16 protein-coding genes and 2 pseudogenes are annotated in these 16,380 nt (G+C 62.9%); 5 read left to right on the top strand and 13 right to left on the bottom strand.

Annotation, left to right across the window (positions count from 1 at the left end; all coding sequences use genetic code 11):
• Nucleotides 1–107 precede the first annotated feature (107 nt).
• Both AAFO90_RS21510 and AAFO90_RS21515 read right to left on the bottom strand, forming a co-directional pair.
• The gene (locus tag AAFO90_RS21510) at nt 108–548 is read right to left on the bottom strand and encodes a hypothetical protein (RefSeq protein WP_347510713.1); all 441 of its coding nucleotides are present in this window, start codon (nt 546–548) and stop codon (nt 108–110) included.
• A gap of 12 nt (nt 549–560) precedes the next feature.
• Nucleotides 561–1,070 (bottom strand): molybdopterin-dependent oxidoreductase, encoded by a 510-nt coding sequence (locus tag AAFO90_RS21515; RefSeq protein WP_347510714.1) that lies wholly within the window; start codon nt 1,068–1,070, stop codon nt 561–563.
• Nucleotides 1,071–1,428: 358 nt separating this feature from the next.
• On the opposite strand from AAFO90_RS21515, the gene AAFO90_RS21520 reads away from it, so the two are divergent.
• A complete protein-coding gene (locus AAFO90_RS21520; protein WP_274828475.1) occupies nt 1,429–2,043 on the top strand; it encodes a response regulator transcription factor in 615 nt (204 codons plus the stop codon).
• Between the two features lie 117 nt (nt 2,044–2,160).
• On the opposite strand, the gene AAFO90_RS21525 is transcribed toward AAFO90_RS21520, so the two are convergent.
• Nucleotides 2,161–3,021, bottom strand: a complete 861-nt coding sequence (locus AAFO90_RS21525; RefSeq protein WP_347510715.1) for a hypothetical protein — start codon at nt 3,019–3,021, stop codon at nt 2,161–2,163.
• A gap of 149 nt (nt 3,022–3,170) precedes the next feature.
• On the bottom strand, nt 3,171–4,397 hold the full coding sequence (locus AAFO90_RS21530; protein ID WP_347510716.1) for a cytochrome P450: 1,227 nt from the start codon (nt 4,395–4,397) through the stop codon (nt 3,171–3,173).
• A gap of 123 nt (nt 4,398–4,520) precedes the next feature.
• Between AAFO90_RS21530 and AAFO90_RS21535 the strand changes: the two genes are divergently transcribed.
• A complete protein-coding gene (locus AAFO90_RS21535; protein WP_347510717.1) occupies nt 4,521–4,868 on the top strand; it encodes a TfoX/Sxy family protein in 348 nt (115 codons plus the stop codon).
• 95 nt (nt 4,869–4,963) lie between these two features.
• On the opposite strand, the gene ndk is transcribed toward AAFO90_RS21535, so the two are convergent.
• The gene (gene ndk, locus AAFO90_RS21540) at nt 4,964–5,386 is read right to left on the bottom strand and encodes a nucleoside-diphosphate kinase (RefSeq protein WP_065273293.1); all 423 of its coding nucleotides are present in this window, start codon (nt 5,384–5,386) and stop codon (nt 4,964–4,966) included.
• 140 nt (nt 5,387–5,526) lie between these two features.
• Nucleotides 5,527–6,729 carry a multidrug effflux MFS transporter gene (locus AAFO90_RS21545; RefSeq protein WP_347510718.1) on the bottom strand — a complete coding sequence of 401 codons (1,203 nt, stop codon included), beginning with the start codon at nt 6,727–6,729 and terminating at the stop codon, nt 5,527–5,529.
• Nucleotides 6,730–6,874: 145 nt separating this feature from the next.
• Between AAFO90_RS21545 and AAFO90_RS21550 the strand changes: the two genes are divergently transcribed.
• From AAFO90_RS21550 to AAFO90_RS21560, 3 genes are read left to right on the top strand one after another with little or no spacing between them, the layout of a single operon-like run.
• Nucleotides 6,875–8,728 (top strand): ABC-F family ATP-binding cassette domain-containing protein, encoded by a 1,854-nt coding sequence (locus tag AAFO90_RS21550; protein ID WP_274832028.1) that lies wholly within the window; start codon nt 6,875–6,877, stop codon nt 8,726–8,728.
• A complete protein-coding gene (locus AAFO90_RS21555; RefSeq protein WP_274832027.1) occupies nt 8,725–9,351 on the top strand; it encodes a MarC family protein in 627 nt (208 codons plus the stop codon). Before AAFO90_RS21550 ends, AAFO90_RS21555 begins: the two co-directional genes overlap by 4 nt.
• A 45-nt stretch (nt 9,352–9,396) precedes the next feature.
• Nucleotides 9,397–9,978 (top strand): TIGR02281 family clan AA aspartic protease, encoded by a 582-nt coding sequence (locus tag AAFO90_RS21560; RefSeq protein WP_065273290.1) that lies wholly within the window; start codon nt 9,397–9,399, stop codon nt 9,976–9,978.
• A gap of 72 nt (nt 9,979–10,050) precedes the next feature.
• Here the strand turns inward: AAFO90_RS21560 and AAFO90_RS21565 are convergent, their stop codons facing one another.
• The 7 genes and pseudogenes from AAFO90_RS21565 to AAFO90_RS21595 form a co-directional block, all read right to left on the bottom strand.
• The gene (locus AAFO90_RS21565; RefSeq protein WP_347510719.1) at nt 10,051–11,424 is read right to left on the bottom strand and encodes an SPOR domain-containing protein; all 1,374 of its coding nucleotides are present in this window, start codon (nt 11,422–11,424) and stop codon (nt 10,051–10,053) included.
• A gap of 150 nt (nt 11,425–11,574) precedes the next feature.
• Nucleotides 11,575–12,207: a uracil phosphoribosyltransferase gene (upp, locus tag AAFO90_RS21570; protein WP_065273288.1), complete on the bottom strand. Its 633-nt coding sequence runs from the start codon at nt 12,205–12,207 to the stop codon at nt 11,575–11,577.
• 79 nt (nt 12,208–12,286) lie between these two features.
• Nucleotides 12,287–13,522, bottom strand: a complete 1,236-nt coding sequence (locus AAFO90_RS21575) for a phosphopentomutase (RefSeq protein ID WP_347510720.1) — start codon at nt 13,520–13,522, stop codon at nt 12,287–12,289.
• Nucleotides 13,522–14,826, bottom strand: a complete 1,305-nt coding sequence (locus AAFO90_RS21580) for a thymidine phosphorylase (protein WP_347510721.1) — start codon at nt 14,824–14,826, stop codon at nt 13,522–13,524. The genes AAFO90_RS21575 and AAFO90_RS21580 overlap by 1 nt, the downstream gene beginning before the upstream one ends.
• A 6-nt stretch (nt 14,827–14,832) precedes the next feature.
• A complete protein-coding gene (locus tag AAFO90_RS21585; RefSeq protein ID WP_347510722.1) occupies nt 14,833–15,225 on the bottom strand; it encodes a cytidine deaminase in 393 nt (130 codons plus the stop codon).
• Nucleotides 15,222–16,250, bottom strand: a pseudogene (locus AAFO90_RS21590) (cupin domain-containing protein); the annotation flags it as partial. The pseudogene AAFO90_RS21590 and the gene AAFO90_RS21585, both read right to left, overlap by 4 nt.
• A 21-nt stretch (nt 16,251–16,271) precedes the next feature.
• A pseudogene (locus tag AAFO90_RS21595) lies at nt 16,272–16,380 on the bottom strand (IS5/IS1182 family transposase); the annotation flags it as partial.

Consider the following 16,380-nt stretch of genomic DNA (forward strand, 5'->3'; position numbering starts at 1 on the left):
CCTCACGGGCATGCTGGCTGCGGGTGAGTTCGGTCCAGGCCATCGTGGTCTCCGTTCAGTGTCGTACCCGAACAGAAACACAACCTCCTGAACTCACTCAATTAGTTTCAAATCGGGCTCTGAGAGATATTTTCAATCAACTGCTCGTCGCTGACATCGATCAGATCGGCCAAACGGTCCAGCCGCGCACTGAGATCGGACAGTAACTTGCTGCCCGCCTCGTTGTCGCGTAGCTCCTGAAACAGCGGGCTTTCCTGAAAGGTCGCAATGCGGCTGTAATAAATGTCAAAGCGACGGCGCAGCAGGGGCAGGTCCTTTGCCTGCCGCGCTGCATCGGCTGCTGCATCCAGTTTAAGATGCTCGACCTCGGCCTGCGACATGACCCATTGCATGTTGTCCGTCGCGGCCGTCGATAGGCCCTCGAGCCTGAGGAGAACCTGTTGACCCAGGCGCACGGACTGTACCACCAGCAAAGGCAGAACGATCAGGGCCGCGACCAGAACCCAGCGCGACGCTAGTGGAAATCGCCAGTCCGTTTCTTTGGTCACCGGGCCACACCTTTACCGTTGGACGTTGATCCCCTCCAGCTGCCAGATGCTTCTGGAGTAGATCGCTTCGGTTTTATACGAGGGATTGCTATCGTAAGGGTAAACGATCCACAAAGGCCCCTTGGAGCGGACCGACATGGTCTTGCCGTTGCGTTCATAGGCGATGATCGGCCCCCCTTCGATCGCATCGGACAGAGGCACCTCGACCATGTAATCGTTGATCGCCCGCGCTTGCAGGACACCGGAGGTCACCCCGAGATGGGCCATGAGATCCTTCAGCGATACGCCGGTGAAGGCCTGCGTGCCAGAGGTCCAGATGGTTTCCGTTTCAAAGGAGGTCTGGCCCAGCGACATTAGCTGATCGCGGGTGAAGGTCGTCGTCGAGGCATCATCCCCTTCGATCTGAACCGTCAGCAGCACGGTGTCGTCGCTGGCGGCCTGCGCCGACGCCCCAAGCCCGAGCATCAGGCCCCCCCCCAGCGCCAGAACCAGCGCGCCCAAAACATTCATCCAGCGGATCATCACAACACTCCTTTTTGAAAATACCCAATTTCACCGCGTCGGACACTGACAGATTGTGCCCCCTCTGGCACCAACGCCTCGGGATATGCGCCTATCCCAAAGGATAGGACGCCTGCCGGATGGGTTATTAAAACCCAACCTTTTCAGCTGTCCTTCTCCAGCTTAATTCAGTTATCTTTCTAAATGTTTTATTGAAAACCGGCCCGGGGCACTATTGTCTGCAAGAAACCGGCCCGGGGCACTATTGTCTGCAAGAGGGAAGACACGTCCAGCCGGGGATTGATACTTATGAAACCCTTGTCGTGTAGGTGTCGACTTTGATTGACCTTCGCTGTCGCTAACAGACTCTAGGAATTCTATGCGTATTCTTTTGGCAGATGATCATGACATGGTTCGCGAGACCATTTCCGCCTACCTCAAATCCGAGGGGGGCGCAGAGGTGTTGCTTGCCACCGATCTGCCGGGCGCGATGGAGCTGATCTCCGCGGAAGGCCCGTTTGACCTGGTGTTGCTGGACTACCAGATGCCCGGAATGACGGGACTGGATGGTCTGGCTGAGGCGCTTGCGGCCAATGGCGGCAAGGGCGTTGCGATCCTCTCTGGCAGCGCTCCGGCCAATACTGCCCGGGCGGCGCTCGATGCCGGGGCCATCGGGTTCATTCCCAAGACCATGGGCGCGCAGTCGCTTTTGAACGCGGTCCGCTTCATGAGCGCGGGGGAAATCTATGCTCCGGTCGAATTGATGCGCGCGGAAGAGAGCGCAAATACGCACCCCCTGGCCGAACGGCTGAGCCCACGGGAGCTGGAAGTCCTGAACGGCCTTTGTCGCGGCCTGTCGAACAAGGAAATCGCCCGCGAGTTGGACTTGCAAGAGGTCACCATCAAACTGCATGTGCGCACTCTCTGCCGCAAGCTTGACGCCAAGAACCGCACCCAAGCTGCCCTGACCGCCAAGGAAGCCGGTCTTTTCTGAACCACGCCCGCAGACTGCGCCGCACCGGTCGCATTGCAGACTGCGCCGCACCGGTCGCATTCAGGTGTTCTTTGGCAAGAGGCGGCATTCCTCCTCTCCGGCCGTGCGGCCTCTTGATCAGGCCGCCCTCTGCCGTTTCGCACGTCGGCGGGCCGCACCGGCTTCGGCCTTTTCATTCGCCATGTCCTGGATCCAGTCCTCCCAGATCGACCGGTTGTGGTCCAGTTGGACGCTGTCGACGATCTCCACCCGTCCCAGAATCGCAGCCTCAAAGCTTTCCTGTTTCACCTTGCCATAGGCATCGGGCACAAGCCGCCGAACGATCTCGGTCTGCGCGATACCGGCAACGGCGGCCTTGGTGGCATGAAGGATACGCGGCGCATGGCGTTTGAATGCTGCAAGGAGACTGCCCGCCCGCACCAGATAGATGCCGGAATTCCACAGGACATCAGGATCGGCCTCATCACCCCCCACTCCAGCGCTGTACAGCGCCTGCATCGGCTCCTGTCCCCGGCGCCGCGACAAGGTTCTGAGACGACCATAAGACCCGTGATCACGGGTTGCCACCGCCACGATACCGCCCTGTTTGGCCGCAGGCAGTGCTGCCTCCAGCGTCTGAAGCAAACGGCCTTCGGAGGCGCAGGAATGGCTGGCAGGCATGATCAGCAACAGCGCATCCGGCGCATCGCGGAACCGCAGCGCAACGGCCGCGAGAGCCGCAGCGGATTTCGACAGCCCCGGCTCGACCAGCAGGGAGCCCTTTACGCCCACCGCGCACATCTGCTGCGCCGCCAGACCTTGATTGGCTTCGCAGGTGACCACCGTCGGAGCGGCAAACATCGGATGATCCAGACAGCGGATAACCGATTGGAACCGGCTTTCGATCATCGCTTCCGCGAAGAAATGCGCTGGAACGCGCTCTTCCCCTGCCGGAACCACAGAATTTGCCTGCCCTGCCATCACCACTGGATAAATCATAACAACCCTCGCCGGAGTAAACTGATGCCGACAGGTTTACAGAAACTTCACACAAAAAGCGCCTATCCATGGGGCTGCGCAGCGCGCCCAAAAGGATAGGTCGCGCGCAAAGGCGCACCCCATGCGGGCAGCGCTAGGCCTGGCGGCGGTCAGCCCAAGGAGGCAGGCAGATGCGCATAGCCCCTAAACCGCATCCGACCGCCGGCGACCCGCCCCGGCAGCAGATGGTAATTCGGAAAGCGACTGAGGAAGCGTTCAATAGCGATCTTGCCTTCCAGCCGCGCCAGAGTCAGCCCGACGCAGACGTGCGGGCCACCGGCAAAGGCCAGATGCCGGTTCGGCTTGCGCGAGATATCGAAGCGCTCGGGGTGGTCGAACACCTCCGGGTCACGGTTGGCGGCGCCGATCACCAGATGCAGGTTGGTGCCCCGCGGGATCTCAAGCCCGCCGATTTCCACCATCCGCGTGGTTTCCCGGTTGCCCAGCTGGTTCGGAGAGCGCATCCGCAACATCTCCTCCACCGCCGGTTTGATCAGTTCCGGCTCCGCCTGCAACCGCGCGCGCTGGTCCGGGTGATCATTCAGCAGCGCCAGACCATTGCCGATCAGGTTGGTGGTGGTCTCATGCCCTGCGTTGAGGATGAAAATACAGTTCTGGATCAGCTCGATCTCGCTCAGCTGCTCATCCGCGCCCTCGCCCCGGATCAGTCGGGTCAGCACGTCGGTTTCCGGATCGCCCGGCGTGGCCCGGCGCCGCGCGATGAGATCCGTCAGATAGGCTTTGAACTCTTCCACCGCCTTATGCCCGCGCTCCAGCTCCTCATCGCTGAGCGCAGGTTCCAGCGCCCCGAGGATCGCCAGCGACCAATCGCGCAGCGGCCCGCGTTCCTCCATCGGGACGTCCAGCAGGTTGCCGATGATCTGGATCGGAATGGTCGAGGCGAAATCCTCGATAAGATCGACCTCCTCGCGCCCTTCCATGGCATCCAGCAGATGATCGACGGTTTCAACCAGCCCCGCCTCCATCCGCCCGATGGCACGCGGCGTCAGGGCCGAGGTCATGATCTTGCGCACGCGTGTGTGCAGCGGCGGGTCGGAAAACACCAGCGATGTGGTGTGATGTTCAAAGAGCGGTGAACCTTCGCCGAACTTGGGAGCAAAGGCGGCCTTCTTATCCGAGGAGAAAGACGTGGTGTCCCGATAGATCCGGTCCAGATCCGCATGGCGGCAGATCAGCACCGACCCATCGGGCTGCTGCAGAATGGGCGCCTCAGCCAGCAGGGCATCGTAGAAGGGAAACGGATCCTCCACAAAGCCCTCGGGTGGGTTTGCCAGATCAAAATTCAGAATGTCGGTTGCGGTTTGCGGTTGTGTCACGTCGTCTCCTCCCAGAACGTGCCGTAACGTCCGCTGTCGTTTTGAGACTGTCAATCGCTGCGGCGCAAAATTCCGCTGCGAAACCAGCGTGACAGCCCCGGACGCCCCGGATATGTTCGCCCTATGTCCACGCCTATCTCATCCATCCGCAACCTTGGCCCTGCCTCGGAAGAGTCCTTTGCCCGCGCAGGCATCCACTCCGCCGAGGAGCTGCGCGAACTTGGCGCGGATGCGGCCTATGCGCAGCTGCTGCAGGCGGGCAGTCGCCCTCATTTCATCGGGTACTATGTGCTGGTGATGGGGCTTCAGGGGCGCCCGTGGAACGACTGCAAGGGCGAAGAGAAAAAAGCGCTGCGCAAACAGTTCGACCAGATCAAGGCGGAAAACACCACGGCCAAGAGCGAGGCCGCCGGTCTGTCCCGGCTAGAGCGCGAACTAGACGCCATAGGCGTCATTCCCCGTCGGGGATAAGCGCTCCTCCCCCCTTCCGAAGGAAACGGACGAACGAAAAAGGCCGCCCCGGTGTCCCGAGGCGGCCCTGAAATCCGGGTCACGGAAAGTCAGGCTTAGCCGACCAGTTCCAGACCGGAGAAGAAGTATGCGATTTCAACCGCTGCGGTTTCCGGCGCGTCGGAGCCGTGAACCGAGTTTTCGCCAACCGATTCCGCGAACTCGGCGCGGATGGTGCCGGGAGCGGCGTCTGCCGGGTTGGTGGCGCCCATGATTTCGCGGTTTTTCGCGATGGCGTTTTCACCTTCCAGAACCTGACACACGATCGGCTCGGAGGACATGAATTCGCACAGTTCGTCATAGAAGGGACGCTCGGCGTGCACTTCGTAGAACTTGCCGGCCTGTTCCTTGGTCAGGTGGATGCGCTTTTGCGCGACGATGCGCAGACCTGCTTCTTCGAATTTGGCGTTGATTGCGCCGGTCAGGTTGCGGCGGGTTGCATCAGGCTTGATGATCGAAAAGGTGCGTTCCAGTGCCATCGGGCGTTCTCCATTAGTGTTCGGCCGGGGCAAATCCCCGCGCCGGATATATCGCGCGCCGGGTAACATGCCTGCGCTCGCTTGGGAAGGGCTGAGTTGCTCCCTGGCGCTCAAATCCACGCTGTCGACACGGCCTGCGATCAGCCCGCTTCGGGCAAAGGTTCGCGTATATCGACCCAGCGCACATACAGCGCCGAGGCCAGCGCCAGGACACTGGCGCCCAGGATGATCCCCAGCACCATGAAGGGCGCGTTTTCAGGCGCCACCAAAGCACCGGTCAGCGAGGTCAGAACCGCCCCCAGCGCCACCGACAAGGCCCCCGACAACCCCGAAGCGCTGCCCGCCAGATGCGGGCGCACCGACATCAGCCCGGCGCTGGCATTGGCGATGGTCAGACCGTTGCCAAATCCGACGCAGATCGCGGCGCCGAAAAACACCGGAACCGAGCCCTGCCCCAGCGCGAACAGCATCAAACCGCCAAGCGGGCCGAGCGTCGCGCTGATGCGGCCAATCAGGATCAGCGTCAGCAGCGACACCCGCCCAGCCACCCGTCCGGTGATGAAATTGCCCACCATGAAACCGCTGGTGATGATGCCGATGCCCAGCCCCACCATGGCAGGGCTGAGGTCGAACCAGGCCGCTGCCACCAGCGGCGCCCCGGTGATGAAAGAGAAGAACCCGCCGACCGAAAAGGCCACACAAAGGCTGTACCCCCAGAACCGGCGCGAGGCCAACAGCTCAGGATAGGTGCGCATCTGGGCACCAAAGGTGGCCGAGCGGTTGTCGTTTGTCTCGCCCCAGTCGCCCCAGGCCAGCGCCAGCATGGCAAGGCCCATCACGGTATAAAGGATGAATCCCGCCCGCCAGCCAAAGGCCATCTCGAGGAAGCCCCCCAGCATCGGCCCCAGCATCGGCGCCAGGGCCATCGCCATGGAGACGTAGCCCATCTTGCTGGCGGCCTCTTCGGCGCTGTGCATGTCTCGGATCGCAGCGCGGGAGACCACCTGCCCCGCCACCACGGCCCCTTGCAGCAAACGAAAGCCAAGGAACACCCAGATCGATTGCGCCAGCGCGCAGCCGATTGAGGCAAGGGCAAAGACCAGCAGCGACACCAGCACCACCGGGCGACGTCCGAAGCGGTCCGACAAAGGCCCCATAACCAGCTGCAATACCGCAGAAATCGCTAGGTAACCGGCGATGGACAGGTTCACCAGACCATAGTCGGCCTGATAATCCTCTCCGATCCGTGCCAGCGACGGCAGGAACATGTTGAGCGACAGAACTGAAAGGGCAGTGCCGAAGATCAGCGTGGCAATATGAGGGGCCGTTTGCGCAGCTCGCATGGCAGTCACCGGACGTAGAACGGGAGAAAGACGAATTCCCGCCTTGGCTATCACGTGCTCCGGGGATGGGCCAGTTGATACCCAGTTGAGACACAGCGTGCAAAGGCGCTGGTCGGGCGCGATACCCTCTGCTATGAGCGCGGCCATGCTACGTATTTCGGACATCACCTATTCGGTCGAAGGCCGCCCCCTGTTCGACGGGGCCAGCGCCACCATTCCCACCGGCCACAAGGTTGGCCTTGTGGGGCGCAACGGCACCGGGAAGACCACCCTCTTCCGCCTGATCAAGGGCGAACTGGCGCTGGAAGGCGGCAGTATTTCGTTGCCGTCCCGGGCGCGGATCGGCGGTATAGCGCAAGAGGCACCCGCCTCGGACGTGTCGCTGATCAACACGGTGCTGGCCGCCGACATCGAACGGGCCGAGCTGATGGCCGAAGCGGAGACCGCGACGGATCCCGGGCGCATCGCCGAGGTGCAGACCCGGCTTGCCGATATCGACGCCTGGTCCGCCGAAGCCCGCGCCGCATCCATCCTCAAGGGGCTTGGCTTTGACGAAGAGGCGCAACAGCGCCCCTGCGCCGATTTCTCGGGCGGCTGGCGTATGCGGGTGGCGCTTGCCGCTGTGTTGTTCTCCGAACCCGATCTGCTGCTGCTCGACGAGCCGACCAACTATCTCGATCTCGAAGGCGCGCTATGGCTCGAGGCCTATCTGGTGAAATACCCGCATACGGTCATCATCATCAGCCATGACCGCGAACTTCTGAACCGCTCGGTCGGGGGGATCCTGCATCTGGAGGATCGCGGCCTCATCTACTACGGCGGCAACTACGACCAGTTCGCCCGCCAGCGCGCCGCCAACCGTGCCAATCAGGCCGCAGCCGCCAAGAAACAAGAGGCGCAGCGCGCCCATCTGCAGGCATTCGTGGACCGGTTCAAGGCCAAGGCCAGCAAGGCCAAGCAGGCGCAAAGCCGCGTGAAGATGCTGGAGAAGATGGAAACCATCCGCGCGCCCGAAGACGCAGCACGCACAGTCTTCACCTTCCCGGAGCCCGAAGAACTGTCGCCGCCGATCATCGCCACCGAAGGCGTTTCGGTCGGCTATGGCGACACGGTGATCCTCAGCAAACTGGACCTGCGCATCGATCAGGACGACCGGATTGCGCTGCTGGGCAAGAACGGCGAAGGCAAATCCACCCTGTCGAAGATGCTCTCGGGCCGTCTTGCACCGATGTCCGGAAAGATGACGCAATCGAGCAAGCTGCGCATCGGTTTCTTTGCCCAGCATCAGGTCGACGAGCTTTATATCGACGAAACCCCGCTGCAGCACCTGCAGCGCGAGCGCCCCGAAGAAGGTCAGGCGAAACTGCGGGCGCGCCTTGCGGGCTTTGGCCTTGGCGCCGCGCAAGCGGATACCGAGGTCGGACGCCTGTCGGGCGGGCAAAAGGCGCGCCTGTCGCTGCTTCTGGCAACACTGGATGCGCCGCATCTTCTGATCCTCGACGAACCGACCAACCACCTTGACATCGAAAGCCGCGAAGCACTGGTGGAGGCGCTGACCGCCTATACCGGGGCGGTGATCCTTGTCAGCCACGACATGCACCTTCTGAGCCTTGTGGCCGACCGGCTGTGGCTGGTGTCGCAAGGTACGGTGAAACCCTATGAGGGCGATCTGACCTCTTACCGGTCGCTGCTGCTGGAAAAGGACAAACCTGCGTCGAAACCGGCCGCTGCCAAGCCAAAGCCGAAACGCCCCACGCGCGATGCCATGCTGGCGCTGCGCGCGGAGGCCCGTAAAGCCGAGGAACGCGTCAGCAAACTGACCGCAATGAAGGACAAGCTTGACATCAAGCTGGCGGACCCGGAACTCTACGAGGCAGAGAAGAAGGACGAAGCCCGCGTCTGGCAAGGCAAGCACGCCGAAGTCATCGAGGCGCTGGACCGCGCCGAACTGCTGTGGATGCGGGCGCTGGAGAAACTGGAAAAAGCCGAAGCCCTATGATCGACACGGCCTTTATGATCACCTCTTTTGTCACGCTTTTCGTGATTATTGATCCTATTGGCCTGACCCCGATCTTTCTGGCGCTGACACAAGGCATGTCCGCGTCCGAGCGGCGCGGCGTGGCCATTCGCGCGTCGCTGACCGCGACCTTCATCCTCGCGCTTTTCACCCTGTTCGGAGAGGCGGTTCTTGCCTTTGTCGGCATCTCAATGCCCGCCTTCCGTGTCGCAGGTGGCGCGCTGCTGTTCCTAACCGCGCTCGACATGCTGTTCGAACGGCGCACCAAACGCCGCGAACATCAGGGCGAGGAAGCCACCGAGGTCGAAGACCCGTCCGTCTTCCCCATCTCCATCCCGCTGATCGCAGGCCCTGGCTCGATTGCAACCGTGATCCTGCTCGCCGGTCAGAAACCGGGCATCGAAGGCTTTGCCCTGGTGATGAGCATCGTTCTGGCGGTGTTGTCGCTTATGCTGGTGATGTTCCTTGTCTCCGGCGTGCTGGAGCGGCTTCTGGGCAAGACCGGGATCAACGTGGTGACCCGGCTTCTGGGCATGCTTTTGGCGGCGCTTTCGGTGCAGTTCATTCTGGACGGTCTGCGCGCCTTTGGCTTTGCCGCAGGCTAGTATCGCGGCGCGAACTTCCTACATCAGAAAGCAGGAGGCGCGCTGATGACCGATATGGACTATGCCCGGGTGATTTATCTTGTCCTGCTGCTGGTGGCGGTAGGATCCTGGGTCTTCGTGCAGAACCGGCAGTCGCTGGGCAAGACGGTGCAGATGCTCGCCGTTTGGGCGTTTATCTTCCTTGGGGTGATCGCCGCCTATGGTCTGTGGGGCGATATCCGCAGCACGGTAATGCCACAGCAAAGCGTGATCACCGAACAAGGCCGGGTGGAGGTGCCAATGGCGCCGGATGGCCATTACTACCTAACCCTCTCGGTCAACGGCACGCCAGTCAATTTCCTGGTGGATACCGGCGCCAGTCAGGTAGTGCTGAGCCACGCGGACGCTGAGCGCGCTGGGATCGACACCGACAAACTGGCCTATCTGGGCCGCGCGCAGACCGCCAATGGCGAAGTGCGCACCGCCTCTTTCTGGGTGGATGAGATGTCGCTTGGGGGCATCACCGACAGCGATGTGCGGGTTTGGGTCAACGCCGGTGAGATGGATAAATCCCTGCTTGGCATGGGCTATCTGCAACGCTGGTCACGGATCGAGATCCAGAACCGCGCCCTTGTGCTGACCCGTTAAGTTACGGAGCAACGCAACGGGGCAGAGATGCGCCCTGCCCCATTGCCTGAACGCCCATCTTTCTTGCTGAGCTTACTTGCTGAGCCGCGCCTTGGGATACCCCGCGCCGCGCACGGCGTTCAGGGCTTCATCACCTGCCCCAGTGGCCGTGAAAGGCCCTGCCAAAACAACTTTGTAGGTCTTGCCCTTGCGGGTGAGCGTGCCCAGACGGACCGGCAAGCCAGTGCTGCGGGCCAGATCCCGCGCAGCAGCGCGCGCCGCCGCCGGATCGGCAAAGGTCGCTGCACGGACGTAGCGACGCGGTGTGGCTTCAGATGCAGCCGCTCCCGCCTCGGGGTCCGACCTGGTCGACAGACGCAATGCCAGCGGCTCGCGCGCCTCGGCGGCGCTGCGGGCATGACGCCCCGACAATGTGACCGTCTGCCGGTCCAGCGGTTTGCGCACCAGTTTACGCGGCAGGCCATCGGTCCAAACCTCGGCCATCTGCGCATCTCCTGCAGCGCTGCGCACGCCGCGCATTGTATTCATGCGGTCGTCATCCCGTTCCACCCGGACGTAACCCGGCGGCACCGCAGTCTGTCCATTCGGCGTGGCCGCTGTCAGCGTACGCTCGGCGCGCCGGGGGTTCAGACGATCATCCTCCCAGACTGGGCGGTAGCCTTCCGGCACCGTCAGCCCCGTGCTCAGTCTGCGCTGCTGATAGACATGTGCGGGCAGGATACGGGTGTTGGGCGCCAGTTGAAGCGACGAGTTCTGATCGCCCGCCCTGTCCCGGCCATAAGTCACCGGCGCTTCGGCCTGCGGGCCACAGCGGACGCCTGCGGATTTATTGATGTACTGCTGGCTGATCGCCGAAGCCCCGGGGCAGCCTCCAGCCGTCGGCGCCGTGCGCACTTGCTGCGGTGCAGGCTCCGGCGCCGGAACAACCGGAGCCGGTTTCACGACACGCCGGGGCGCGGCAGTGGTAACCCGCGTGGGGCGGGCACTGGTGCTTTGTGCAGTGCGGCGCGGTTTGGTGGCTGCGGCAACTGCAGGGGCGCTTGCAGGAGCCGTCGTGCGAGACGTGGGCGTCACCTTTTTGGCGGGAGCCGTTGCAACCGCAGTCGCGGCGGGTTGCTGTTCCTGCGGCAGGGTGATGATTTCAGGCCCCGCGTTCGCCTGCGGCTGGCGTTTAGCAGCCCCTGCGATGGTAGTAGGCTTGTAGCCGCACAGTTGCTTGCGGCTGCGGGTTACGCGGGGCACCCAGTTCACATTGCCGTCGATCCCGGCGCGGATATAGATACAACCGCGACTGTCGACATATTGCTTACCCTTATAAGAGGCCGGGGGTACCTCTGCTGGGGGACCGGAGGCCCGCAGGGTCTGCGCCTCCACGGCCTGACCCACGCCTTGAACGCTCAGCGTGCCTGCAATGATGGCGAGCGCGACAATTCTTGTTATCTTCATACCAGAGCCCCACAACATATGGGCATACGATGCCTGATAACCAAATCTTAGTAAACCCGGCGCCGGGCACAATCTGGCGGCGTTCGGGCGAATTGTTGCCCCGGCTCCGCTGCCAATGCAGGCAGCGGGCCCAGAGCCACCAAATACGAATTACTTGGTGCCGAACATGCGGTCGCCGGCATCGCCAAGACCGGGCATGATATAGCCTTTTTCGTTCAGCTCGCGATCCAGCGAGGCAGTGACGATCGGCACATCCGGATGCGCCTCTTTCATGCGCGCAACGCCTTCCGGCGCGGCCAAGAGGCAAAGGAAACGAATGTTGTTGGCACCAGCCTCTTTCAAGAGGTCGATGGCCGCTGCCGAGGAGTTGCCGGTCGCCAGCATCGGATCGACGGCGATCACCAGACGGTCCTTCAGACCTTCGGGCGCCTTGAAGTAATATTGCACCGGCTGCAGGGTTTCCTCGTCGCGGTAGAGCCCCACGAATCCAACCCGGGCCGAAGGGATCAGTTCCAGCACGCCATCCAGCATGCCGTTGCCCGCCCGCAGGATCGACACCAGCGCCAGTTTCTTGCCCGCAAGGATCGGCGCTTCCATTTCCTCCATCGGGGTGTCGATTGTGGTGGTGGTCAGCGGCATTTCGCGAGTGATCTCATAGGCCAGAAGCTGGGTGATCTCGCGCAGCAGGCGCCGGAACCCGGCAGTCGATGTGCCCTTGTCCCGCATCAGGGTCAGTTTGTGCTGGACCAGCGGATGATCAACAACGGTCAGATGTTCGGACATATCGGCACTCTCCTGCGAATAAATTTGGTCTCTCTTATGCGCCCTTGCCCGGTGCAGGCAAGCCGGATTGCCCATTCCGCTACAGAAAGCTGCGCCCCGGACCGCTGCTGGCCACGCCCAGATGCTGCGCAACCGAGACACCGACATCGGCAAAGGCCCGCGCGCCCAGCGATCCGGCGCCCGGTGCCTGACCTAGTGTCTGGCCCGGCGCGGCCACCAGAACCGGCACTTGTTCACGGGTGTGGTCGGTCCCCGGCCAGCTGGGATCATTGCCATGATCTGCGGTCAGCACCAGAATATCCCCGTCCCGCAGCCGTGGCAGGATCTTTCCGATTTCATGGTCGAACCATTCCAGCGCCCGGGCATAGCCCGAGATATCACGCCGATGACCGTAAAGACTGTCGAACTCCACAAAGTTGGCAAAGGTCAGACTGCCTTCCTCTGCCGTCTCAACCGCCTCGGCCAGATGCTGCATCAACCCGGCGTCGGGACCTTTTTTCAGGGTGTCGATGCCGCTCATGGTGAAGATGTCGCCGATCTTGCCGATGGCGTGAACCTTCTGCCCGGCGTCCTGCACCCAGTTGGTCAGCAGCTTTGCCGGGGGCGTGATGGCGAAATCCCGCCGGTTGGTGGTGCGGGTAAATCCACTCTCTGGCGTGCCTACAAACGGGCGCGCGATCACCCGCCCCACCTTCATCGCATGCAGGCGCGGCGCCACCGCGCGGCACAGGTCCAGAAGGCGATCGAGGCCAAAACTCTCTTCATGCGCAGCAATCTGAAAGACGCTGTCGGCAGAGGTATAGCAGATCGGGGCACCGGTCCTCATATGCTCGTCCCCGTGACGGGCAATAATATCGGTGCCCGAGGCGTGACAATCGCCCAAGATCCCCGGCGCCCCCGCGGCCTCTGCGACAAAGGCGCTGAGATCTGCCGGAAAGGCAGGTGTCTCGTCTGGAAAGAAATGCCAGTTCCATGGCACCGGAAGGCCTGCCAGCTCCCAATGGCCCGAAGGCGTATCCTTGCCGGGGCTGACTTCAGCGGCGCAGCCCCACACCCCCTCAGGTTCAGCGGTCAACCCCGGAAACGGCACAGCAGAGGCCAGCCGCATGGCCGCCCCCAGCCCCAGCCGCTCCAGATTGGGCAGATGCAGCGGGCCACTGCGCCCGTCCTCGGCGCGGCCCTCGGTGCAGGCCTGCGCGATATGGGCGAGCGTATTGGCACCCAGGTCCGGCAGGTCACCGTTGTAAAAGCGATCCGCATCCGGCGCACCGCCGATTCCAACGGAATCCATCACCACCAGAAAGGCGCGCGCCATCAGATGATCCTTTCGTGAATGAGCGGCGGCAACTTCGGCGCCGCCTCTGCGATGGTGATCGCCGCCAGAACCTCCTGCGCGGCGCGGTCGGCGGCCTCTTCCCGGGCGGCATGAATGCGCACCAGCGGCGTTCCGCATGCAACGCGCGCGCCCAGCGGCAACAAATCCGACAGGCCGACAGCAGGATCGACAAGATCGCTTTCGACCATGCGCCCGCCGCCAAGGCCAACCACGCAAAGGCCCAGCGCCTCACCGTCGATGGCCGAGATATAGCCGGCCTGCGGCGCGGTCACTTCGCGGATGACGCTGGCTTCAGGCAAAACGCTCTGCCAGTCGCTGGCAAAGCCCTGCGGCCCGCCCATTGCGGCCACCATGGCTTCGAAGCGGGCAGCGGCCCGGCCATCGGTCAATACCGCCGACAGGCGCGCGGCGGCCTCTTCCGGAGTTTTTTCCAACCCCGCCTGCACCAGCAGCACCGCCCCAAGCGCGATGGTGATCTCAGCCAGCGGCCCTGAGGTCTCGCCGGTCAGCACGCGCATCACCTCAGCAACTTCTAGCGCATTGCCCAGAGCGGGTGCCAAGGGCTGGTTCATATCGGTGATCAGCGCCGAGGTCGGACAGCCTGCCGCATTGGCGGTGTCCACCAGCGAACGCGCCAGCGCGCGGGCCTCCTCGTCAGATTTCATGAAAGCGCCCGAGCCTGTCTTTACGTCCAGCACCAGCGCATCGGGGCTGGCGGCCAGTTTCTTGGACAGGATCGAGGCGGTGATCAGATCCAGGCTTTCGACCGTGGCCGTCACATCGCGGATCGCATAGAGCCGTTTATCTGCGGGGGCGATCTGCGCGGTTGCCCCGACGATGGCACAGCCGACATCGCGCATCAGACCGTCCAGTCGATCCTCGGACACTGAGGTGGTAACGCCGGGGATGGCCTCCATCTTGTCCAGCGTCCCGCCGGTATGGCCCAGGCCCCGCCCCGAGATCATCGGCACATAGGCGCCGCATTCCGCCAGCGCGGGCGCCAGCAACAGCGATACGCAGTCGCCGACACCGCCAGTGGAATGCTTATCCAGCACCGGCCCATCCAGATCCCAGCTCAGCACATCACCGCTGTCGCGCATGGCAAGCGTCAGCGCGCGGCGGCCATCCGTGCTCAGCCCCTGCAGACAGACCGCCATGGCAAAGGCCCCGGCCTGGGCATCGCTGACCGTACCATCGGCAAGCCCCTGAGCAAACCAGCGCAGATCGGCGTCACTCGGGGTCTCTCCCCGGCGCAGGGCAGCATTGATCGCACGGGCATCCATAGGGGATCAGGCCCCGGCCATATGGCCGGCACCAAAGGCACCGGGCAACAGATCGGCAATGGTGGCGTGCCGCTCGGCCCCTGCGGTGGTTCCCATGGTCACAGGCACATCTCCGCTGCCGAATTCAGCCAGTTTCTGACGGCATCCCCCGCAGGGCGGCACCGGGTCGGGACTGTCGGCGACCACATAGACCTCTGCCAGCTGCGTCTCGCCCGCTGCCACCATGGCGGCAATCGCCCCGGCCTCGGCGCAGGTGCCTTCGGGATAGGCGACATTCTCTACGTTGCAGCCCACGTAGACCGTGCCCGAGGCCGCGCGAATGGCGGCCCCGACCTTGAAGTTGGAATAGGGCGCGTGCGCGTTCTCACGCACGGCAATGGCTGCTTCCTTCAGACTCATGCTTCCTCCAGCTTTGTGTTGAAGGTACCCGGCAGGCTGACCTCAAGCAATTCCAGATCCGCAGAGCCATCGCTGAGCCGTGTTTTCATGCCGGGCGGAATGACGAAGGCATCGCCTGCTTCCAGCTCATAAGGATCACGCCCTTCCCCGTGCAGGGTAACGCTGCCCTCCATCACGAAGGTAAAGAGGATGTCGGTGTCGTGGCTGGCCCAGGGGCTGTTGCCCGCCTCTGCGCCCTCCGCGCGGCGTACCACCTGCACCGAGGCGACGCCCTTGGTGTTGTCGTTGATGGTCGTGTCGCGGCAGACAAAACCCGGCAGACGGAAAGGAACCCAGTCGGCGCCCGCCGCCTGATTGTAGACAAACCGCTGGCCCTGCCATTCGCGATCAGGGCGGTAATGCGGGGTCGGCAGGGTCATCTCGTGATCGATCTCGGTCACATGTTCCGCCGGAACGCCGATCTCGATCACCTGCACGTTGTCGCTTGCCTCCAGCACGCGGTGACGGATTTCAGGCGGCTGGATAAAACAATCGCCCGCCGTCAGGCGCATCTTCTCGCCCTGATCCTCATAGACCACATCGACCCAGCCGTGGATGCAGAAAATCAGCTGAAAGCCGACCCGGTGGAAATGCACCATATCCGGCACTGGCCCGCCATCGGGGATGCGGATGTGGCTGGCGATGATCGAGCCGCCCAAGCGGTCCGGCACCAGATCACGGTAATGCATGCCCGCGCGCCCGATGATCCAGGGCGCCTGGTCCTTCAGCCTACGCACCACGAAGGAATGCACCGTGTCCGGCATCACAATTGGTTGATGACGCTCTTCGATTTCGATTTTGGTGCCGTTCGGAGCGGTCAGACTACGCGCCCCGCCCGCGAATCCCTCGGGGTCTTCGGTCAGAATGCGCAGGGTTCCGGGGCTCTCGGGGGCCCCCCGTTCGATACGCAGCCGCAAGCCATGCCCCGAGAAGACACCGATGCGCGGATCGTCCGCCGGATAGATCATATCCAGCTTCATTCCCAAGGTTTTAGGGTCTGTGGACATTCATCGTGAGGCGATGATGGCAGCCGCGAGATGCCAATTGGCGGCGTAGCTGGACGTTGTCTTTTCGTAGCGGGTCGCTATGGCTCTGAATTCCTTGATCTTTGCGAAG

This window comes from Phaeobacter sp. CAU 1743, assembly GCF_039839315.1.
Classification (GTDB): Bacteria; Pseudomonadota; Alphaproteobacteria; order Rhodobacterales; family Rhodobacteraceae; genus Phycobacter; species Phycobacter gallaeciensis_A.